Raw genomic sequence first — 19,312 nt, 5'->3', positions numbered from 1 at the left:
ACCTAGCGGTGCGGCGATTCCGCAGCGTCCGGCAGGTCTAGGCGGCCTTTGGGGCCGAAATCGGGGAACAGCACCTCCACGGATTGGGCCGGCGTGGCCTGCGGGTCAAGCAGGTGGATGCGCTGCTTGGCGAGGCTGTCCGCCGTGATCACCGCGAGGGCACGCTTGGGACAGGGGCCAAGGCACCCGACCTCGACCACGCGAGGCTTGCGCGCCGTGAGGCGCCGCTTGAGTTCGCTCTTGAGCTGCCGCCGCACCGAGCCCTTCTTCAGGCCCTGGCGCTTGACGCACTTGCTGCAGACCAGCACGAGTTCCGTGAACCCGGCCCGCGCCATGCGGATCCGCGCCGGGCGGGCCGCCTCCCTGTCCGTGTCATCCATGCCGTCCCCGATGTCCCCTGCGGCCCCATGCGCCGAAAGCCCGATGCGCCGAAAGCCCCCTGCGCCGAAACCCCCCGCACCCAGGCCCCGCCACCAGGGCGACGCGCCTTAAAAAGGGCCGAAAAATGAAGGATTCGTCGGGTTCAACACGAGGACGGCGAGAGGGCTCCCCAGGCGTGACCATATGCATCGTCATCAGGCTTGGGCAGACTCGCCGCCCATGATGCTGCGTCCGCCATCAGCCCTGATCGCGCCGAGCCTCGGGAACCGGAAATCATGAAGGCCGACGAGGTCAAGCAGACCGACCGCGTGCGGGGGGTGATCGATATCGCCCTGCGTTCCCTGCCGGATCTGCGCCGCAACGCCGAAACGGTCGATCCCGTTTCGCGGAGCCGCGTCCCGGCCCTCCTGCGCCGGGCGCAGGAGCGGCTGGACTGGCGCCAGCTCCCGGGCCTGCGGCCGCCGCCGAGCAAGCCGAAGAATCTGGTCGGCAGTCTTTTGCGCCAGTTCGGCGTCTTCGTCCTGCTGCCGACGGTCCTGGCGGGGATCTATTTCTACGCCTTCGCGGCCGATCAGTACGTGGCCGTGTCGCAATTCGCCGTGCGCGGCAACGTCGAGCCGATGGAAGAAAGCTCGGGCGGGCAGTTCTCCGACCTGATCATGAAGCACAACAGCCAGGACAGCTTCATCATCCGGGACTTCGTCGAGAGCCGCGCCATCGTCGCCAAGATGGAAGAGAGCCTCCACATCTCGCAGATGTTCTCGCGGCCGGAAGCGGATTTCTGGACGCGCTACCGGGTCGATCAGTCCATGGAGGAACTGGTCAAGTACTGGAACAAGCATGTCGGGACGCGGATCGAGGTACTCTCCGGCATCATCACGCTGAGCGTGCGCGCCTTCACGCCGGAGGATGCCCTGGCGATCAATCGCGGGGTCGTGGCGCGAAGCGAGGCGCTCATCAACGACATCTCCCGCCGGGCCCAGGCCGACATGGTCAAGCATGCGGAGGCCGAGGCGACGAAGGCGCAGGAGCGCCTGCGCAACGCCCACATGGCGCTCCAGGTCTTCCGGAATCGCTGGGGCATCATCGATCCGGCCAAGGCCGCCGAGTCCACCCTGACGACGATCGGCACGTTGCGGAAGGACCGGCTCAAGGCCGAGTCCGACCTCGCGGTCCTGCGCGGCTCCAATCTCGACGAGAAGTCCCGCAGCATCCAGAACCTGGCGTCCACCGTCGCGGCCCTCGATCAGCAGATCCAGAAGCTGACCGACCAGCTCACCAGCGACGGCCTGTCGGGCTCGAACGCCGCGAACAACATGACCCGCGCGCTCCTCGAATACGAGGGCCTTCAGGTCGAGCGCGTCATCGCCACCAAGCTCAACGAATCCGCGAACCTGATGGTGGACCGGGCCCGCATCGCCGCCAACAAGCAGCAGATCTACCTGGCGACGTTCGTCGAACCGGCCCTGCCCGACGATTCGATCTTCCCGCAGCGCGGCTACAGCATCATGGTCGTCTTCTTCGGGTGCCTGGTGGTCTGGAGCTCGATCGCCCTCATCCTCGCGGGCGTCAACGACCAGCGCCTCTAGAGTTTGTCAGGGATCGGCGGAAACCCGCTATCCCGAGGAGACAAGCGACAGAAAAGACATCGAGCGTCTGCCGGGTCCAGGATGAACCCGACGGACTCCAGCCCGTCCCACGCCCCGGTCGTTCCCGCCAGCACGCATGTCCGAATTCACCGATCTCATCGCCCGCGCGGTCAATCCCGCCATGTCCCGCACGGAGCGGGAAGCGGTCTACAGCGTCGTCAAGCAGGCGGTCGAGCGCTTGCAGGCCCGCGACGGCCTGGAGGCGAACGATCCGCGCAGCGCGCTGCAGCAGCATCTCGTCGAGGAGACGATCCGCGACGTCGAAGCCGACATCGCCCGGTTCCATTCGATGGAGAAGCTCGAACGCGCCCACGAGGCCCAGATGGCCGCCGAGCGCGCCAACAACGGGCGCTAAGGTCGGCCCGTGGGGGCGACCCGGGCTTTTCAGCTCCCGCGATCAGCCATAGGCGGCCACGGCCCGGACGCTGCCGGGCTCGGCCACCGACAGGCCGGCCTCGACGTACTCGTTGAGCTTGTTGCGCAGGGTGCGGATCGAGATGCCGAGGATCCTGGCGGCATGCGTCCGGTTGCCGAGGCAATGGTCCAGGGTGTCGAGGATGAGGTCGCACTCGACCTGCGCCACCGTCTGCCCCACGAGGCCGCGCGTGGCGGCCTCCGCCACCCGGGCGGCGCGCTCGGCCGGCCCGGCCGAGACCGGTGCGATGCTGTCGCCCTCCGGGGTCAGGATCGCGTCGGGTCCGATCTCGGGGCCCGCGGCCAGGAGCACCGCGCGGTGCAGGGTGTTCTCGAGTTCGCGGACGTTGCCGCGCCAGGGATTGGCGCGCATCAGGCCCTGGGCCTCGGCGCTGAGGGGCCGCACCAGCACGCCGTTCACCTCGGCGTACTTCCGGGCGAAATGCGCCGCCAGTTCGAGGATGTCGGCGGGGCGCTCGCGCAGGGGCGGCAGGCGCAGGTGTACGACGTTCAGCCGGTAGTAGAGATCCTCGCGGAAGGTGCCCTTGCGGACCTCCTCCACCAGGTTGCGGTTGGAGGTGGCGAGCACGCGGATGTCGACCTTGACCGGCGCGGTCCCGCCGACCCGGTCGATCACCCGCTCCTGCAGGGCGCGCAGGAGCTTCGACTGCAGCCGCACGTCCATCTCGGAGATCTCGTCGAGGAGGAGCGTGCCGCCATGGGCCTCCTCGAAGCGGCCGATGCGGCGCGCCACGGCGCCCGTGAAGGCGCCCTTCTCGTGGCCGAACAGCTCGGATTCCAGCAGCGCTTCGGGAATCGCCGCACAGTTCACCGAGACGAAGGGCCGGTTGGCCCGGTTCGACTTGCCATGGAGATGGCGGGCCAGGACCTCCTTGCCCGTGCCGCTCTCGCCGGTGATGAGCACGGACGCCTCCGAGCGGGCCACCTGCTCGGCGAGCTTGACCACCTTCTCCATGGAGGCGTCGCGCCAGACGAAGGCGCGCCCGTCCTCGGAGACCGCCTGCAGCACCGCCGCGATCAGCTCGGGATCGGGGGGCAGGGGGATGTATTCCCGCGCGCCGGCCTGGATCGCGGCCACCGCCGCCTTGGCGTCCGTGGCGACGCCGCAGGCGATGACGGGGGTGCGGATGCGCTCCTCGGCCAGGGCCGTGACCAGATCGCGGATCGCCAGGGCCACGTCGATCATGATGAGGTCGGCGCCCTTGGCCCGCAGCACCGCGAGGCCCTGGGCGAGGCTCTCGGCATTGGTGACGGCCGCGCCCCGGTTCATGGCGATCTTGGAGGCGGTGATCAGCTCGCCGTTGAGCCGTCCGATGATGAGAAGCCGCATGGCTCAGGGTCTCCGTCAGGGTCGGCTTCGCGCGGGGGGCGCGGCAGCCGGGAAGGCGAGGGGGGTCAGTGGTCGCTCTTGATGATCTCGGTCATCGTGACGCCGAGGCGATCCTCGACGAGCACCACCTCGCCGCGCGCCACGAGGCGGTTGTTCACGAAGATGTCGATGGCCTCGCCGACCTTGCGGTCGAGCTCGAGCACGGCGCCGGGCTGAAGCCGGAGCAGGTCGCCGATCGGCATGCGCGAGGAGCCGAGCACCGCCGAGACCACCACCGGCACGTCGAAGACCTGCTCCAGGTCGGCGGCGCTCTTGGGCGTGGTGGGCGTCTCGCGGATCGACTCGGTGCCGAGGCCGTCGAAGGAGGCATCCAAGCCGTTGAGCTGGGGCAGGCTGAAATCGTCGGACATGCGGAGGTTTCTCGGGCTGAGTTCGGGTCGGGCGGGCGGTTCAGGCTGGAAGTCCGAGGGCGGAGAGCACCGCGGCTTCGATCTGGGCCCGGTCCCGGACGACGCCGCCATCGGCCCATTCCATGCGGGCATCGCCCGGCGCGAGATCGGGCTCGCCGAGGACCACGAGGCGGCCCTCGAAGCCGCGCTCGCGGGCGAGCCGCTTCACCAGGGCCTCGGAGTCGTCGACCAGGCTCTCGTGCACCCGGACGACGAGGTGGGGGACGCCGCGCAGGTGCTGGAGCGCGGCGCGGGCCGCGTCGCCGATCGCCGCCAGGGGCTGCGCGTCCAGGGCCTCGCCGGCGATCTTGCGGGCGAGCAGGATGGCGAAGTCGAGGGCCTCGTCCTCGCGCGCCTGGTCCCGGGCGTCCGATTGCCCGATCAGGCCCGCCGCGGCGAGGCCCACCCGGGTGAGGGCGTCGGACAGGCGCGCCTGGATCTGCTGCTCGGCCAGGGCCTGGCCCTCGCGCAGGCCGCGCGCGTAGCCCTCGGCCTCGGCGCGCGCCACGGTCTCCGCCAGGGCGGCCGCCTCCTTGGCGGCGACCGGGTTGTCGGGCCGGGGCCGGAAGTCGGTGTCGAAGAGGAAGCGGCGCGCGTTCAATAGACCAGCTCCTCCTCGCCGCTCGACTTGGCGATCATGATCTCGCCCTTCTCGGCGAGTTCCTTGGCCAGCTCGGTCATCTTGGCCTGCGCCTCGTCGACGTCCTTGAGGCGGATCGGGCCGAGGGAGCCCATCTCGTCGTTGATGTTCTTGGCCGCGCGGGTGGACATGTTCTTCAGGAAGAAGTTGCGCACCCGGTCGTCGGCGCCCTTCAGGGCCCGGCACAGGGTCTCGTTGTCGACCTTGCGCAGGAGGGTCTGGACGCTGCCGGCATCGAGCTTCAGCAGGTCCTCGAAGGTGAACATCAGCTGGCGGATCTTCTTGGCCGAGCCGCGATTGGCCTGGTCGAGGGCGGTGAGGAAGCGGCCTTCCGTCTGCCGGTCGAAGGCGTTGAAGACGTCGGCCATCAGCTCGTGGGCGTCGCGTCGCGTGGTCTGCGCGATGGTCGACACGAACTCGACCCGCAGGGTCTCCTCGATGTGGCGCAGGGCCTCCTTCTGCACCGTCTCCATCCGCAGCATCCGGTTCAGGACGTCGATGGCGAAGTCCTCGGGGAGGATGGTGAGCACCCGGGCCGCGTAGTCCGAGCGCACCTTGGAGAGCACCACCGCGACGGTCTGCGGGTACTCGTTGCGCAGGAAGGAGGCGAGGATCTCGGGATCGATCTGGGTCAGGCTCGCCCAGACGCGCTTGCCCGAGGCGCCCTTGATCTCCGCCATGATCGAGGAGACCTGCTCGGACGGGAAGATCTTGAGGAGCAGGGATTCCGTCCGCTCGAAGTTCGAGGTGATACCGCCGCCGGAGGACAGGCGGGACACGAAGTCGACGATGAGCTTCTCGACCGTCTCGGCCTCGAGGGAGCCCAGCTGCACCATGGCGTGCGAGACGAGCTTCACCTCGTCCTCGTCGAGCATCTGCCAGATCGGCGCGCCCTCGCTCTCCCCGAGGAGGAGCAGGAGCGCGGCGGCGCGCTGGGCCCCGGTCATGGCGCCGAAGGCGCCGTTGCCGCCCTTGGCGAGTTCCGCCTGGAGGTTCAATCCCGAGGACATGGTCTCAACGCCTCACGGTGGGGAGGGGGGACAGGACGCGCATCAGCTCTCGTGAATCCAGTTGCGGAGCACTTCCACGGTCTCGCTCGGGCTGGCGCGGACCATGTCGACCACGCGCTGGACGGTCTCGGCCTGGACCTTGCCGTTGAGCTGCGCGAAATCCACGAGGCGGGCGGTCGGGTTGTCGGGCGCCACCATCAGCGCCTCGCCGCCCGCCACCGCTCCCGCCGCTCCGGCGCCCGAGACCAGGGCGATCTGGATCGGCTCCGAGGCCAGCACTTTCTTCAGGAGCGGGCGCACCACCGCCATCAGGACGATCAGGGTCAGCATCGTTAGCACGCCGAGTTCGACGATCCGCATGATCTCCTCCTTGGAGGGAGAGAGCAGCGACTGGACCAGGGACGGCTCGGCGAACTCGGCCGGGACCGGCGTCTCGGCGAAGCGGAGGTTCACCACCTCGACCTGATCGCCGCGCGCCTTGTCGAAGCCGATGGCCGAGCGCACCAGGGCGGCGATGCGGTCGACCTCGGCGGCCGGGCGAGCCTGGTAGACGGGCTTGCCGTCCGGGCCGGGCACGTAGGCGCCGTCCACCACCACCGCCACGGAGAGGCGCTTGATCCGGCCGCCTTCGGCGACCTCGGTCTTGGTCACCCGGGAGATCTCGTAATTCGTGGTCTCCTCGTTCTTGTTCGTGGAATCCTTCTGGGTCGGCGTCTGGCCGGGCTGATTGGCGCCCGGGAGCTCGTTGCCGACGCTGACCGCGCCCTCGGCACCGCCCGTCAGCGAATTCTCGGTGCGGGTCTGGGTCGAGCGCACCACCCGGCTCTCGGGGTCGAAGCTCTCGGACCGGCTCTCGATGCGGTTCAGGTCGAGCTCGGCGCTGACCTGGATGCGGGCGCGCCCGGCGCCGACGATGCCGGCGACGATCTCCTCGATCTGCGCGCGCAGGCGGCGCTCGATGCCGACCTGCTTCTCCTCCATGCCGGCGCCGGTCTCGGCCTCGGCCCCGCGGGCGCCGTCCGCGAGCAGGCGCCCGCGCTCGTCGACGATGGAGACCCGCTCCGGCTTCAGGCCCTCGACGGCGGAGGCTGCGAGGTGGCGGATGGCGCGCACCTGGGAGGGGTCGAGGTCGCCCATCAGCTTGAGCACGATGGCGGCGCTCGGCATCTCCCGGTCGCGCTCGAACAGCCGTCGCTCGGGGATCACGAGGTGGACGCGCGCCGCCTGGACCCGCCCGATGGCGCGGATGGAGCGGGACAGCTCGCCCTCCAGGGCGCGCAGGTGGTTCACGTTCTGGACGAAGTTGGTGGACGAGAAGGCGTCGCCCTTGTCGAAGATCTCGTAGCCGACGCCGGCGGCGCTCGGCAGGCCCTTGCCGGCGAGGTCCATGCGCAGGCGGGGCAGGTCGGCCCGGGGGGCGAGGATGGTCTGGCCCGCGTCGCCCTTGGTCTCGTACTTGATGCCGCGCGCGTCGAGGTCACGGATCACGGCAGAGGAATCCGACATCGACAGGTCGGCGAAGAGCACGCCCATGTCGGGCTTCGAGACACGCAGGATCACGAAGGCGAAGAAGCCGATCAGCGTCATCGTGACGGCGGCCATGGCGGCCAGGCGCGCCGGGCCCAACTTGGTCACGAGGTCGAGGACCGGTTTCACGACGCGACGCACCCACCCGAGACGCGGCGCCGGACTGCCGGCACCCGCTCGGCAAAATTTGCCTGGGTCGTGGTTAGCGTCGAGTTAACGATCCTGAACGAAGGGGTGTCGGCGCCACCCGGGAAGACCGCAAAACGCGAAAGCCGCGCCCGGGTGAGGGGACGCGGCTTCCGGGTTCGGGAGGGGCGGCGACGGGGTCCGACGGAGACCCCGGCCATCGCCCGGCTCAGTGGCGGTAGTGCTGGATGCGCGTGGTGCGCAGGCCGGCCAGACCGTGCTGATCGATGGAGAACTGCCAGCTCAGGAACTCCTCGGTGGTGAGGGTGTAGCGCTGGCAGGCCTCTTCGAGGCTGAGCAATCCGCCTCTGACGGCGGCGACCACTTCGGCCTTGCGACGGATCACCCATCGCCGGGTCGTGGTCGGCGGAAGGTCCGCGATGGTTAACGGACTTCCATCAGGCCCGATGACGTACTTAACTCTCGGGCGGCTTGGTTCGGTCATGATACGCTCTACAACTCGACTGACCTGTCGAGATTGGAAGCTACTTGTGCCCACTTAAGATATCTTGAAGCGGATCGTTCGCATTGGATTCGCCCTGTTCGTCATGTGGACAACCCGGCGCCGATGTCCTGAACGGTGGAGACCGGAACCCGTGATTTGCCGACCATCAGCACCGGCTCCGAGCCGCTGAGATCGACGCTGTCGACGGTCCCGCTCACCTTGGTGTCGACCGTGACCTTCGCCCCCGTGGCGTCCACGGCATCGACCTTGATCGCGTAGGTCCCGTTGGGCGCGGTGAAGCCGCTGGACGAGCGGCCGTCCCAGGTGAAAGCCTGTTCGCCCGCGGTGAGGGCCTTGGTCTGCGTCGCCACCACGTTGCCCTTGGCGTCGCTGATCGTCATCGTCGCCTGCTTGGCCGCCCGCGCCGGCGTCAGGGTCCAGCTCGCGGCGCCGTCCTTGAGAGCCGTGGACTTGCCGTCCGCCGTGATCGTCTGGCCGATGAAGCCCGTGGCCGAGGCGGCGCTCGACGACTTCGCATTGCTCAGGATCGAGTCCAGGCGGTCGTTGGACTTCAGCTGCTGCTCCACGCCGGCATACTGCACCAGTTGCTGGGTGAACTGGTTGGTGTCCATCGGGTCGAGGGGATTCTGGTTCTTCAGCTGCGTGGTCAGCAGCGTCAGAAACTGGGTGAAATTCCCGGCGAGCTCCTGCTGCGAGGTCTTGGTCGTTCCGCTCGACGCGGTGGTACTCGAAGCGCCGGTGATGCCTGAAGCCATGATCGGGTTCCTCAGATGCGGATGTCGATGCCGAGGAGGGCGCCGTAACGGCGCATCGGAACGGCGGCGAGGGAAGTCGGATCGGGTGTGTCGGCACGGGCGCTCCGGCCCGTCTCGGACCGCTGCCCATCGGAACCGGCGCCGCTCTGTCGGTCGTCGGACGGACCATCTCCGCGGAGCGAGAGGTTGATGCTGCCGTCGCCGGGATTCAGGCCGGCCTGGGCCAGGGCCTGCTGCAGGTTGCCGGCGTCGCGCTGCAGCAGCGCCAGGGTCTCGGGGCGGTCGACGACCAGACGCGCCTGGACCGCGCCGGTCTCCTTGTCGATGTCGAGGTTGACGTCGATGCGGCCGAGATCCTTCGGATCGAGGCGGATCTCGAACTGGTTGCTGCCCGCGAGGGAGCGCAGGCCGATCGTCATCGGCACGGCGCCGAGGGGCACCGGCGCCGGTGCGGGCGCGCTCGGCGCGCCGGGGGCGGCCGCCTCCGCCGCCTTCGCGTGCGCCGGCGCGGGCGCCGCCGGGGCGGCAGGCGTCAGGTCGGTGCGTGCGGCGGCGTCCGAGGCCGGGGCGAGGGCGGCGGCGAGATCGCCCTGCGGCTTGCCGTTGCCCGGCTCACCGCTCTCGGACCCGTCGCCACGGCCGGCGGGCGCCTGGACCTGCAGGCCGGGCAGCCCCCGGGCCGCGCTCCCGTCGTGGTTCGTGCCCACGGCCACGACCGGCGCAGCGGTCCCGGACGCATCGGCGGGAACCGCGCCGCCGGGGCCGGCCGCCGCGGCGCCCTGCGCGGCGGAGGCCAGGGCGGTGGGCGGTGGGGCAGTCGGCAGAAGCAGGATCGGCGTCGCGGCCCCGATTTGCGCGGTGGCCTCGGTCTTATCCGACGGGTCGGCGGAGGCGGCTTCCCCGGCTGTCGTGGCGCCGGTGGCTGCGTCGCTCTCGGCCGGCGCGGTCGTGTCCTGGCGCGCGCTCGCCCCGGGTGATGCGTTCGTCGCGTCGCGCGGGCCCCGCGCCGCGTCCGATGCTCCGGGACGGGCGGGGACGGGTCCGCCGCGGGCCTCGGCGCCGGCCGCGCCCGTCCTGTTGCTGCCCGCCTTGGCCCCGTCCGCCTTGGCCCCGTCCGCCTTGGCCCCGTCCGCCTTGGCCCCGTCCGCCTTGAGCGCGCGCGCCTCGACCTGACGCGCCTCGGCCGCGGCCTTCGCGGTGTCGCGGGCCTGCGCCGCCTCGCGGTTCGCCGCCGCGTCGTTGGCCCGTTGGGAGGCGATCCGGTCGCTGCGGGCATCGGCCGCCGCACGGTCGTCCCGGGCATGGGCCTCCGCGGCCCGCGGACGAGGGTCGGGCGCGGGAGGGTCGAGCCGGAAGGTGGTGGCGGCCGATCCCCGCGACGGAACCGCGCCCGGCGAAGCCGTGCGCCGGGATAGTGCGTTCCAATCGATCGATGAGACGGCCATGGGCGACAATCCTCTCCGCCGCATCCCTCCGCAAGGTGCGGGCCAGCGCGCGCGGAACGCAAGCCACTGTACAGAAAAGTCTTTTTCTCTGAGACCCCGTCCCGCGCCGGTGCAAGGGGGCAAATCCTGCCGGGCGCCCGGCAGCTTTGGCCCGACCGCCGCCGCCATGCTCTGGGACACACCCGGCGTACCGGCCTCCCTGGAACTCGCGCCCGAGGATGGCTATAGACTCACGCGCGGGGCCGGACCGGTCCCTCCCGGCACAGTCTGGCGCGATGAATTCCCTCGATTTTCCCAAGGCTCCCCACGAGACGCGCGTCGTCGTCGCCATGTCGGGCGGCGTCGATTCCTCCGTCGTGGCCGGGCTCCTGAAGCGGCAGGGCTACGACGTCGTCGGCATCACGCTCCAGCTCTACGATCACGGCGCCGCCACCCATCGCAAGGGGGCCTGCTGCGCCGGCCAGGACATCCACGACGCGCGCCGGGTGGCCGAGACCCTCGGCATTCCCCATTACGTCCTCGATTACGAGGACCGCTTCCGGGAATCGGTGATCGACCGCTTCGCCGAGAGCTACCTCGCCGGCGAGACTCCGATCCCCTGCGTCGAGTGCAACCGCTCGATCAAGTTCCGCGACCTGCTGCGCACCGCCCGGGACCTGGAGGCCGATTGCCTCGCCACCGGGCACTACGTGGCGAGCCGGCCCGAGGCCTCCGGCGGACGCAGGCTCTACCGCGCCCTCGATCCGGCCCGGGACCAGAGCTACTTCCTCTATGCCACCACGGCGGAACAGCTCGACTTCCTGCGCTTCCCCCTGGGCGAGCTTCCGAAGGACGAGACCCGGCGCCTCGCCCGCGACCTCGGCCTCGCCGTGGCCGAGAAGGCCGACAGCCAGGACATCTGCTTCGTGCCCCAGGGGCGCTACGGCGACGTGATCGCGCGGCTGCGGCCGGACGCGGCCCGGGCCGGTGAGATCGTCGATCTCGGCGGCCGGGTGCTCGGGCAGCACGAGGGCATCATCCACTACACCGTCGGCCAGCGCCGGGGCCTGCGCCTCGCGGTGGGCGAGCCCCTCTACGTCATCCGCCTCGAGCCCGACACCGCCCGGGTCGTGGTCGGGCCGCGCGCGGCGCTCGCCACCAGCCGCATCCGCATCACCGACCTGAACTGGCTCGGCGACGCGGGGCCGGTGGAGAACCTGCCGGTGGCGGTGCGCGTGCGCTCGACCCGGGAGCCGCGACCGGCCCTCCTGAGCCGCGATGCGTCGGGCGACGGCGCCGAGATCGTCCTCGCCACCCCGGAGGACGGCGTCTCGCCCGGACAGGCCTGCGTGCTCTACGCCGATGACGGCCCGCGCGCCCGGGTCCTCGGCGGTGGCACCATCCGGCGCATCGACGCGTTGGCGACCGGCGCGGCCGAAGCGGCCTGACCGGATCACGGCCCGAACGAACCCCATCCCCCAACAGGACGACGAGATCGACATGCTGAGCGAGCCGCGGGAGGCCGGTCCGAGCACCGCCCTGATGCGCAAGGCCTATGCGCGCTGGGCGCCGGTCTACGACGTGGTCTACGACAAGCTGACGGAGCCGGCCGCCCGCGACGCGGTGAACGCCGCCGTCGCCTGCGGCCCGCGCATCCTCGAGGCCGGCGTCGGCACCGGCCTGTCGCTGGGCTACTACCCCCCGACGAGCTTCGTCTGCGGCGTCGACCTCTCCGAGGACATGCTGAAGCGAGCGCGCGCCAAGGTTCTGCGCCGCGGCCTGCGCCACGTGCGCGGCCTCCAGGTGATGGATGTCTGCCGCCTCGGCTACGCCGATGCGAGCTTCGACGCCGTGGTGGCGCAGTTCCTCATCACCCTGGTGCCGGATCCCGAGGCCGCCCTCTCCGAGTTCCTCCGCGTGATCCGGCCGGGCGGCGAGATCGTGCTGGCCAATCATTTCGGCCAGGACACCGGGCCCGTGGCCAAAGTCGAGGAGATCGTGGCGCCGCTCTGCACGAAGATCGGCTGGTCCTCCGACTTCAAGGCGAGCCGGATCGTGGCCTGGGCCCGTGCCCATGGGGTCGAGTTCATCGGCGTCGCGCCGACCTTCCCGGGCGGGTTCTTCAAGATCCTGCGGATGCGCAAGCGCGGGTGAGCGCGCCGACGCCTCCGCCCGCCGGATCCGAAGGAGCGCCGAGCCGGCTGAAGCGCCTCCTCCGCTGGGGACCGCTCCTGCTCCTCGTCTGCGCCTCCCTGGCCGTGCTGGCCTCCGGCGCCTCGCATCTCCTCAGCCTCGACCGGCTGCTCGCCTCCCGGGCCTGGCTCAACGCCTGGGTGGCCGAGGATCGCTTCCGCGCGATGGTGGTCGCCTACCTCGTCTATGTCGGGGCCGTGGTGGTGTCGGTGCCGGCCTCGCTCTTCCTGACGATGCTGTGCGGATTCCTGTTCGGGATCGTGCCCGGCGCCCTCGTCGCCGTCGCCTCGGCCACCACGGGGGCCGCCATCGTCTTCACCATCGGGCGCGGGGCTGCCTCCGACCTGCTCCTGCGTCGGGCCGGTCCCCGCCTGGCGGGCCTCGCGGCGGGCTTTCGCGAGGACGCCTTCGGCTACATCGCCTTCCTGCGCCTGCTGCCGATCTTTCCGTTCTGGATGACCAACCTCGCCCCGGCCGCCTTCGGGGTGCGGCGCAGCACCTTCGTGCTGGCGACCCTGGTCGGCCTCCTGCCAGGGGCCTTCGTGTACGCCGCCACCGGCGCGGCGATCGAGGACGTGGTGCTGGCGCACGAGACCGCCAAGGCGGCCTGCCTCGCCGCCGACGGCCTCGATTGCGAGAACGCCCTGACTTTGCGTGCGCTCATCACCCCCAAGATGGTGCTCGGCCTGGGCGCCCTGGCCGCCCTGGCCCTGATCTCGGTATTCCTACGACGTCGCCTCCAGGCGCGGCGCCGGCTAGAATCCTGATCGAATTTGGCCAGACACCTGATCTAAAAAGTTGTATCTCCGGACGCAGCCTAATGCGGTGCGGAGCGTTGGTGGGCAATCGCGCTCCGAGCCGTCGCCCTGAAAACGCCACTGGATCACGCTCCAGATCGGGTTCACGCCGTCACCCGCCGCGCCGTTGGGACACCGGAAACGCCAAGTACCGAGATGGGTGTGACGTCGCGCGTCGAATTACAGCAGGAGGCGACCGCCACGAACCCCGTGGCCGCCCGCGGTCTCGGCCGGCATCTCGGCCTGTCCGGTCGGCTCTTCCTGCTCACCGTGGCGTTCGTGGCGCTGATCGAGGTGCTGATCTACGTCCCGACGGTGGCGAATTACCGCCGGATGTGGCTGTCGGACCGGATCGCCGCCGCCCAGGTGGCCGCCCTCGTCCTCGACGCGGCCCCCGACCAGCAGGTCTCGGAGGGGCTGTCCCAGCGCCTGCTCGCGGGTGCGGGCGCGCGCGCCATCGCGGTGCGCGGCAACGGGACCCGCCGGCTCCTCGCCAACGAACCGGTCCCGGACACGGTCTCGGACACCATCGACCTGCGGTCGGAGCATTGGATCCGGTCGATCAACGGCGTCGCCCGGACGCTCCTGACCGAATCGGGCGATCCGATCCGCGTGATCGGGCACGGCCGCGACGGCTTCGACCTCGTGGAGATCCTGATGGATCCCCACCCCCTGCGGGAGGCCGTGGCGGATTTCTCGATCCGGCTGGCCCTGTCCTCCCTGGCCCTCGCGGCGACGGTCGCGGGCCTGATCTTCCTCGTCCTGCAGCGGGTGATCGTGCGGCCGGTCCGGCGCCTCGTCCAGAACATCACGGGGTTCGCCGACGATCCGGAAGCGATCGACGGCGTGATCGTGCCCTCGCGGCGCACGGACGAGATCGGCCATGCCGAGATCGCGCTCGCCCGCATGGAGACGGCGCTCGCGAGCGAGCTGCGCGAGAAGCGGCGGCTGGCTGGCCTCGGGTTGTCGGTGAGCAAGATCAACCACGAACTGCGCAACCTGCTGACGACGGCTCAGCTCCTCAGCGACCGCCTCGACGGCGTCGCCGATCCCGTAGCCCAGCGGGTGGCCCCCCGCCTCGTCGCGACGCTGGATCGGGCGATCCGGTTCTGCGAGGAAACCCTGGCCTACGGGCGGGCGACGGAGCGCAACCCGAACCGCCGCCTCGTCCCCATCGCCCAGATCGTCGCCGAGCAGGCGGACCTGGCCGGGCGCGGGCGCGATTCGAAGATCGTCATCCGCGAACTCTGTCCGACCGAGCTCCGGATCTTCGTCGACCCGGACCAGTTCTCGCGCGCGCTCGCCAACATCGTCCGGAACGCCGTGCAGGCCCTGAGCCCGCAGGGGGCGGGCTACGAGGCGCCGTCCCAGGAGAACCCCGAGATCACCATCCGGGCCCGCCGCCAGGGCCAGCCCGGCGCCGGCGAGACGACGATCCTCGTGGCCGACAACGGCCCCGGCCTGCCGCCCCGGGCCCGCGAGCACCTGTTCTCCCCGTTCAAGGGCTCGTCGCGCTCCGGCGGCACCGGCCTCGGCCTCGCCATCGCGTCGGAGCTGATCGAGCTGAACGGGGGGCGCCTCAGCCTCGACGACACCGCGATCGGCACCTGCTTCCGCATCACCATCCCGGACGCCGCCGTCGCCTGAGCCGACGTCGCCGGATGGCGGACCGAACGGGCGGGCGCTACTCCGCTGCCGCCGCCAGGGTCAGGCCCGGTACGGTGATGCCGATGTCGCGCAGGAGCTCGGCATCCGAATCGGTCTCGTTGTTCGCCGTGGTCAGCAGCCGCTCGCCGTAGAAGATCGAGTTGGCCCCGGCGAGGAAGCAGAGGATCTGCGCCTCGCGGGTGAGGCCCTTGCGGCCGGCGCTGAGGCGCACGCGGGCGCGGGGCATCACGATGCGGGCGGTGGCGCACATCCGCACGAGGTCGAGGGGGTCGACGGCGGGGCGGTCCTCCAGGGGCGTGCCCTCCACCGCCACGAGCGCGTTGATCGGCACGCTCTCGGGGTGCGGCGCGTGGTTGGCCAGCACCTGGAGCATGCTCGCCCGGTCCTTCACCCCCTCGCCCATGCCGACGATGCCGCCGCAGCAGACGCCGATGCCGGCATCGCGCACGTTCTGAAGCGTGGTGAGGCGGTCCTCGTAAGTGCGGGTCGAGATGATGTCGCCGTAGAAGTCGGGGCCGGTGTCGAGGTTGTGGTTGTAGGAGGTCAGCCCGGCCTCCGCGAGGCGCTCGGCCTGCGCAGGCGAGAGCATGCCGAGGGTGACGCAGGCCTCCATGCCGAGCCCGCGCACGCCGCGCACCATCGCCAGCACGGCGTCGAATTCCGGCCCGTCCTTGGGCTGGCGCCAGGCCGCCCCCATGCAGAAGCGGTGGGCGCCCGCCGCCTTGGCCTCGGCCGCCTCCCGCAGCACGGCATCGACCGGCATCAGGCGCTCGCGGGCCATGCCGGTGCCCTTGTGGTGGGCGGATTGCGGGCAGTAGGCGCAATCCTCGGGGCAGCCGCCGGTCTTGATCGACAGCAGGCTGGCCCGCTGGATGTCGGCCGGATCGTTGTGGGCGCGATGGACCTCCGCCGCCCGGAACACCAGGTCGAGGAGCGGGAGGTCGTGGATCGCCTGGATCTCGGCCACGGTCCAGTCGTGACGGATCGCGGCTGAGGCGGGAGCCGCGCGGGCGGCGAGGGGGGCCAGGGTGTCGGTCATAGCCCCCATGAGGCGAATCTCGGCCGGAAAATCAAGCCGGCCGCACGCCCTCAATGCGTCGGTTCGCCCGCCGCGACCTTGGCGGTCCAGTCGTCGAAGGCGATGATCTCCTGGCGCTGCTCGCCGAGCCCGGCGATGCCGAGGGTCATCACGTCGCCGCTGCGCAGGAAGCGGGGCGGCTTGCGCGCCATTCCGACGCCGGGGGGCGTGCCCGTGGTGATGATGTCCCCGGGCTCCAGCATCATGAAATGCGAGACATAGGCGACGAGTTGCGCCGCGTCGAAGATCATCGTGGCCGTCGAACCCGTCTGCATCCGGGTGCCGTTGACGTCGAGCCACATGCCGAGATTCTTCAGGTCGGGAATCTCGTCGAGGGTGACGAGCCAGGGACCGAGGGGTCCGAAGGTCGGGCAGCCCTTGCCCTTCGTCCAGGTGCCCCCGCGCTCCATCTGGTACGCGCGCTCGGACACGTCGTTGCAGATGCAGGCGCCCGCCACGTAGGACAGGGCCTCGTTGGCGTGCACGTAGGAGGCGCGCGCGCCGATCACCAAAGCGAGTTCCACCTCCCAGTCGGTCTTGGCCGAGCCCTTGGGCAGGATGACCCGGTCGTTCGCCCCGGCGAGGCACGAGGGCGCCTTGTTGAAGAGGATCGGCTCCGGCGGAATGTCGGCGCCGATCTCGGCGGCATGGTCGCTGAAGTTCAGCCCGATGGCGACGAAGTTGCGGGTGCCGCCGACGCAGGGGCCGAGGCGGGTGTCCGCCGGCAGGGCCGGCAGGCTCGCCGGATCGAGCCGGCGCAGACGCTCCAGGGTCTCGCGGGACAGGGCAGGCCCGGCGATGTCGCGCACATGGGCCGAGAGGTCGCGCAGGACACCCTGCGCATCGATGAGACCCGGCTTCTCGTCTCCGCTCGCGCCGTGGCGTACCAGTTTCATCGCTCGTGCCTCCGCATGGCTGTCCCCTGCCTGACATCGATCGGAGCGGGACGGGCGGCAAGGGGCAATCGGCGACGGATGGCCTGCCGTCTCACCGGCCGATCGCGCCGGGACGCCGGGCCCATGACTGGCCTGTCGCCGAAAGGTCACACCCCCGTCCGGAGATGCGCCGGGCGCATTTTTTCGCCCGCGCGGCTTACTCACGTCGACGAGAGTTTAGATGTGAACCATTCTGCCGGCATGCTCGCCAGAGCGCGGCCAGGCCTGCAATATCGCGCCAATTACAGTATTGCTTCCGAACTATCCGACAGTTTTACTTTTCAATCCGTGATTTGCGAAGTCGCGCCACTCGCGTCATTGTCGCTCCCAAGGTGCGAGGCCGTCCCGAACGGGACAGGACAAGCGAGCACCAACAATAGGGATGGGTCTGACGTCATGATGGGCACGATTCGGCGCCGTTCTCTGCGCGGCCTCGCGCGATCGGGAGTTTCCACGGCCATCCTCTGCGCCGGCGTGGCCGGCGCCTCGGCCGGCGCCTTCGGCATCCGCGAGCAGAGCACCGAGGCCCAGGGCCTCGCCTTCGCGGGCGCCGCCTCGGGATCCGGCGGCGTCTCCTCGATGTTCTGGAACCCCGCCACCGTGACCATGCGGCCGGGTTGGGTCACCGAGCAGAACCTGTCCTTCATCAACCTGTCGGCGAAGATCACGCCCGACGTGGGTACGAACCCGGCCTTCGGCCGCCTGGGCGACAGCGGCGAGCTCGGCCAGGGCGCGATCGTTCCGGCCGGGGCGACCTCCTACCAGATCAACGACCGCCTCTGGGTCGGCATCACCTCCGGCGCGCCCTTCGGCCTCGTGACCAAGCCGCGGCAGACCTGGTCGGGCGAGCTCTACGGCCGGTCGAGCCGCATCTTCTCCCTGGCCTTCAACCCGGTCATCGGCTTCAAGGTCAACGAGTGGCTCTCCCTCGCCGCCGGCCCGAACATCGAGTATTTCAAGCTCGTCCTGCGCCAGGCCTTCATCCCGTCCCCGGTCTTCAACCCGGCGGCCCTGCCGAGCTCCGGCCTGAAGGGCGACTCCTGGGGCGTCGGGTTCACCGCGGGCGCCCTGATCACGCCGTTCGAGGGCACCGCGATCGGCGTCGGCTACCGCTCGTCGGTCCATCACGACATCGGCGGCCAGCTCATCCTGCCCGGGGCCCTGGCGGCGCTGGGCGGCGACATCAAGGCCAAGCTGAACACCCCCGAGAAGCTCAGTGTCGGCCTCACCCAGGCGATCACCCCGGTGGCCCGCGTCAATCTCGGCTTCGAGTGGGACAACTGGAGCCGCCTCGGGCTGGTCAACATCGTCTCGGCCGGCGCCCGCGCCGCGGCCCCGCCGCTGACCCTGAACTACAAGGACGGCTACACCTACTCCATCGGCGGCGAGTACGACTGGTCCCCGGCCCTGACGGTCCGGGCCGGCGTCGCCTACGAATCCTCCCCCATCGACTTCTCGAACCGGTCGGTGCGCCTGCCCGACGGCGACCGGGTGAACGTGTCGGTCGGCGGAAGCTACCGCTGGAGCGAGAAGCTGACCCTCAACGTCGCCTACTCGCACTTCTTCGTGGACAAGGGGCGGATCCTGGCCGGCCCCGGCCGCGACTACAACGTCCAGAACGTCGTCTTCGCGGGCGTGGCCGACAGCAGCGCCGACATCGTCTCGGTGGGCTTCCGCTACGTCTTCGGGGAGCCCGTCGCCGCCGCGCCGGCCCCGCTGGTGCGCAAGTTCTGAGGGCGCCGGGTATTCAGGGCGGCGGAACCGCTGCGGTCCCGCCGTCGTCGAAGCGCTTCACAAAGAAGATCCGGTCATGGCCGGGCGGATAATCGGTGATCCACCCGCACTCGGTGAAGCCGAGGCGCGCGTAGAAGCCGGGGGCCTGGAACGTCCAGGTGTCGAGCCAGATCCCGGACAGGCCGCGCCGGCGCGCCTCGGCCTCGGCCTGCCGCATCAGGCGCCGTCCCAGGCCCTGCCCGCGCGCCGGCCCCAGGGCCAGCAACTCCACGAAGAGCATGCCGTAGCCGTGCCGGCCCCAAAGGCCGCCGACGATGGCGCCGTCCGCATCCCGCACCGTGAGGGCGAGGAGGCCCCAGTCGCCGCCCGGCACCTGCGCCTCGTTATAGGCGACGAGGGGCGCCAGGATCGCGGTCCGCATCCCCGGGTCGGGCTCCGCCTCCAGGCGGATCGTCCAATCGGACCCCGTCGCGGCGACGCTCACGCCTTCATGCGCACGTAGGTGCCGGGCGCCGGACCGAGGGAAGCGAGGCCGCCTTCGCCCGGCACCCGTGCCGGGACGCGGGCGGGGGCCTGGTGCTCCAGCCACGCGAACCAGTAGGGCCACCAGGAGCCCTTGGTCTCGGTGGCCGCCGCCATCCAGTCCTCGAACCGG

Annotated in this window: 20 protein-coding genes; 7 read left to right on the top strand and 13 right to left on the bottom strand. The window is 70.5% G+C overall.

What is annotated here, in order from left to right; genetic code table 11:
* Positions 1-2 precede the first annotated feature (2 nt).
* Positions 3-380, bottom strand: coding sequence for a (2Fe-2S) ferredoxin domain-containing protein (locus tag ASF20_RS08080; protein WP_056272782.1), 378 nt, complete (start codon positions 378-380; stop codon positions 3-5).
* Between the two features lie 276 nt (positions 381-656).
* On the opposite strand from ASF20_RS08080, the gene ASF20_RS08075 reads away from it, so the two are divergent.
* Positions 657-1,970 (top strand): hypothetical protein, encoded by a 1,314-nt coding sequence (locus tag ASF20_RS08075; RefSeq protein WP_056211034.1) that lies wholly within the window; start codon positions 657-659, stop codon positions 1,968-1,970.
* Positions 1,971-2,106: 136 nt separating this feature from the next.
* Positions 2,107-2,385 carry a hypothetical protein gene (locus ASF20_RS08070; protein WP_056211036.1) on the top strand — a complete coding sequence of 93 codons (279 nt, stop codon included), beginning with the start codon at positions 2,107-2,109 and terminating at the stop codon, positions 2,383-2,385.
* Positions 2,386-2,427: 42 nt separating this feature from the next.
* Here ASF20_RS08070 and ASF20_RS08065 read toward each other — a convergent pair whose 3' ends face one another.
* The 8 genes from ASF20_RS08065 to ASF20_RS08030 all read right to left on the bottom strand — a co-directional run bounded on the left by ASF20_RS08065 (position 2,428) and on the right by ASF20_RS08030 (position 10,273).
* Positions 2,428-3,795 (bottom strand): sigma-54 dependent transcriptional regulator, encoded by a 1,368-nt coding sequence (locus ASF20_RS08065; protein ID WP_056272777.1) that lies wholly within the window; start codon positions 3,793-3,795, stop codon positions 2,428-2,430.
* Between the two features lie 65 nt (positions 3,796-3,860).
* Positions 3,861-4,205, bottom strand: a complete 345-nt coding sequence (gene fliN, locus ASF20_RS08060) for a flagellar motor switch protein FliN (protein WP_056211040.1) — start codon at positions 4,203-4,205, stop codon at positions 3,861-3,863.
* Between the two features lie 40 nt (positions 4,206-4,245).
* The gene (locus ASF20_RS08055) at positions 4,246-4,845 is read right to left on the bottom strand and encodes a FliH/SctL family protein (RefSeq protein ID WP_056272775.1); all 600 of its coding nucleotides are present in this window, start codon (positions 4,843-4,845) and stop codon (positions 4,246-4,248) included.
* The gene (fliG, locus tag ASF20_RS08050; protein ID WP_056272771.1) at positions 4,842-5,894 is read right to left on the bottom strand and encodes a flagellar motor switch protein FliG; all 1,053 of its coding nucleotides are present in this window, start codon (positions 5,892-5,894) and stop codon (positions 4,842-4,844) included. The genes ASF20_RS08055 and fliG overlap by 4 nt, the downstream gene beginning before the upstream one ends.
* A gap of 42 nt (positions 5,895-5,936) precedes the next feature.
* Positions 5,937-7,550, bottom strand: coding sequence for a flagellar basal-body MS-ring/collar protein FliF (gene fliF, locus ASF20_RS08045; RefSeq protein ID WP_056211431.1), 1,614 nt, complete (start codon positions 7,548-7,550; stop codon positions 5,937-5,939).
* 226 nt (positions 7,551-7,776) lie between these two features.
* Positions 7,777-8,052 (bottom strand): DUF1153 domain-containing protein, encoded by a 276-nt coding sequence (locus ASF20_RS08040; protein ID WP_018044452.1) that lies wholly within the window; start codon positions 8,050-8,052, stop codon positions 7,777-7,779.
* A 101-nt stretch (positions 8,053-8,153) separates the two neighbouring features.
* Entirely contained in the window at positions 8,154-8,828 is a 675-nt protein-coding gene (locus ASF20_RS08035; protein ID WP_056211045.1) for a flagellar hook capping FlgD N-terminal domain-containing protein, read from the bottom strand.
* A gap of 11 nt (positions 8,829-8,839) precedes the next feature.
* Positions 8,840-10,273, bottom strand: coding sequence for a flagellar hook-length control protein FliK (locus ASF20_RS08030; protein WP_056272768.1), 1,434 nt, complete (start codon positions 10,271-10,273; stop codon positions 8,840-8,842).
* Positions 10,274-10,548: 275 nt separating this feature from the next.
* On the opposite strand from ASF20_RS08030, the gene mnmA reads away from it, so the two are divergent.
* From mnmA to ASF20_RS08010, 4 genes are all read left to right on the top strand, one after another.
* Entirely contained in the window at positions 10,549-11,700 is a 1,152-nt protein-coding gene (gene mnmA / locus ASF20_RS08025; protein ID WP_056272764.1) for a tRNA 2-thiouridine(34) synthase MnmA, read from the top strand.
* 52 nt (positions 11,701-11,752) lie between these two features.
* Positions 11,753-12,406 (top strand): class I SAM-dependent methyltransferase, encoded by a 654-nt coding sequence (locus tag ASF20_RS08020; protein WP_056272761.1) that lies wholly within the window; start codon positions 11,753-11,755, stop codon positions 12,404-12,406.
* Positions 12,403-13,212, top strand: a complete 810-nt coding sequence (locus ASF20_RS08015; protein WP_056272758.1) for a VTT domain-containing protein — start codon at positions 12,403-12,405, stop codon at positions 13,210-13,212. The genes ASF20_RS08020 and ASF20_RS08015 overlap by 4 nt, the downstream gene beginning before the upstream one ends.
* Before the next feature lie 240 nt (positions 13,213-13,452).
* The gene (locus ASF20_RS08010) at positions 13,453-14,889 is read left to right on the top strand and encodes a HAMP domain-containing sensor histidine kinase (protein WP_244476381.1); all 1,437 of its coding nucleotides are present in this window, start codon (positions 13,453-13,455) and stop codon (positions 14,887-14,889) included.
* A 37-nt stretch (positions 14,890-14,926) separates the two neighbouring features.
* Here the strand turns inward: ASF20_RS08010 and bioB are convergent, their stop codons facing one another.
* Both bioB and ASF20_RS08000 read right to left on the bottom strand, forming a co-directional pair.
* On the bottom strand, positions 14,927-15,949 hold the full coding sequence (gene bioB, locus ASF20_RS08005) for a biotin synthase BioB (RefSeq protein ID WP_056211057.1): 1,023 nt from the start codon (positions 15,947-15,949) through the stop codon (positions 14,927-14,929).
* 50 nt (positions 15,950-15,999) lie between these two features.
* Positions 16,000-16,884 (bottom strand): fumarylacetoacetate hydrolase family protein, encoded by an 885-nt coding sequence (locus tag ASF20_RS08000; protein ID WP_056211059.1) that lies wholly within the window; start codon positions 16,882-16,884, stop codon positions 16,000-16,002.
* A gap of 438 nt (positions 16,885-17,322) precedes the next feature.
* Between ASF20_RS08000 and ASF20_RS07995 the strand changes: the two genes are divergently transcribed.
* A complete protein-coding gene (locus tag ASF20_RS07995; RefSeq protein ID WP_056273705.1) occupies positions 17,323-18,657 on the top strand; it encodes an outer membrane protein transport protein in 1,335 nt (444 codons plus the stop codon).
* Between the two features lie 13 nt (positions 18,658-18,670).
* On the opposite strand, the gene ASF20_RS07990 is transcribed toward ASF20_RS07995, so the two are convergent.
* Together ASF20_RS07990 and ASF20_RS24885 are read right to left on the bottom strand one after the other, a co-directional pair.
* Positions 18,671-19,141 carry a GNAT family N-acetyltransferase gene (locus tag ASF20_RS07990; protein ID WP_244476358.1) on the bottom strand — a complete coding sequence of 157 codons (471 nt, stop codon included), beginning with the start codon at positions 19,139-19,141 and terminating at the stop codon, positions 18,671-18,673.
* Positions 19,138-19,312 (bottom strand): hypothetical protein (locus tag ASF20_RS24885; protein ID WP_244476380.1); only part of this gene is annotated, 175 nt, incomplete at its 5' end. The genes ASF20_RS24885 and ASF20_RS07990, both read right to left, overlap by 4 nt.

The organism is Methylobacterium sp. Leaf88 (assembly GCF_001422795.1).
Classification (GTDB): domain Bacteria; phylum Pseudomonadota; class Alphaproteobacteria; order Rhizobiales; family Beijerinckiaceae; genus Methylobacterium.
Note: the sequence above shows the minus strand (reverse complement) of the source record. Positions and strands in the feature narration are given on the sequence as shown.

Excerpts from the sequence above, each read along its gene's own strand:
- ASF20_RS08080 (WP_056272782.1), bottom strand. The coding sequence starts at position 380 with ATGGATGACACGGACAGGGAGGCGGCCCGCCCGGCGCGGATCCGCATG.
- ASF20_RS08075 (WP_056211034.1), top strand. The coding sequence starts at position 657 with ATGAAGGCCGACGAGGTCAAGCAGACCGACCGCGTGCGGGGGGTGATC.
- ASF20_RS08070 (WP_056211036.1), top strand. The coding sequence starts at position 2,107 with ATGTCCGAATTCACCGATCTCATCGCCCGCGCGGTCAATCCCGCCATG.
- ASF20_RS08065 (WP_056272777.1), bottom strand. The coding sequence starts at position 3,795 with ATGCGGCTTCTCATCATCGGACGGCTCAACGGCGAGCTGATCACCGCC.
- fliN (WP_056211040.1), bottom strand. The coding sequence starts at position 4,205 with ATGTCCGACGATTTCAGCCTGCCCCAGCTCAACGGCTTGGATGCCTCC.
- fliG (WP_056272771.1), bottom strand. The coding sequence starts at position 5,894 with ATGTCCTCGGGATTGAACCTCCAGGCGGAACTCGCCAAGGGCGGCAAC.
- ASF20_RS08040 (WP_018044452.1), bottom strand. The coding sequence starts at position 8,052 with ATGACCGAACCAAGCCGCCCGAGAGTTAAGTACGTCATCGGGCCTGAT.
- ASF20_RS08035 (WP_056211045.1), bottom strand. The coding sequence starts at position 8,828 with ATGGCTTCAGGCATCACCGGCGCTTCGAGTACCACCGCGTCGAGCGGA.
- ASF20_RS08030 (WP_056272768.1), bottom strand. The coding sequence starts at position 10,273 with ATGGCCGTCTCATCGATCGATTGGAACGCACTATCCCGGCGCACGGCT.
- mnmA (WP_056272764.1), top strand. The coding sequence starts at position 10,549 with ATGAATTCCCTCGATTTTCCCAAGGCTCCCCACGAGACGCGCGTCGTC.
- ASF20_RS08020 (WP_056272761.1), top strand. The coding sequence starts at position 11,753 with ATGCTGAGCGAGCCGCGGGAGGCCGGTCCGAGCACCGCCCTGATGCGC.
- bioB (WP_056211057.1), bottom strand. The coding sequence starts at position 15,949 with ATGACCGACACCCTGGCCCCCCTCGCCGCCCGCGCGGCTCCCGCCTCA.
- ASF20_RS08000 (WP_056211059.1), bottom strand. The coding sequence starts at position 16,884 with ATGAAACTGGTACGCCACGGCGCGAGCGGAGACGAGAAGCCGGGTCTC.
- ASF20_RS07995 (WP_056273705.1), top strand. The coding sequence starts at position 17,323 with ATGGGCACGATTCGGCGCCGTTCTCTGCGCGGCCTCGCGCGATCGGGA.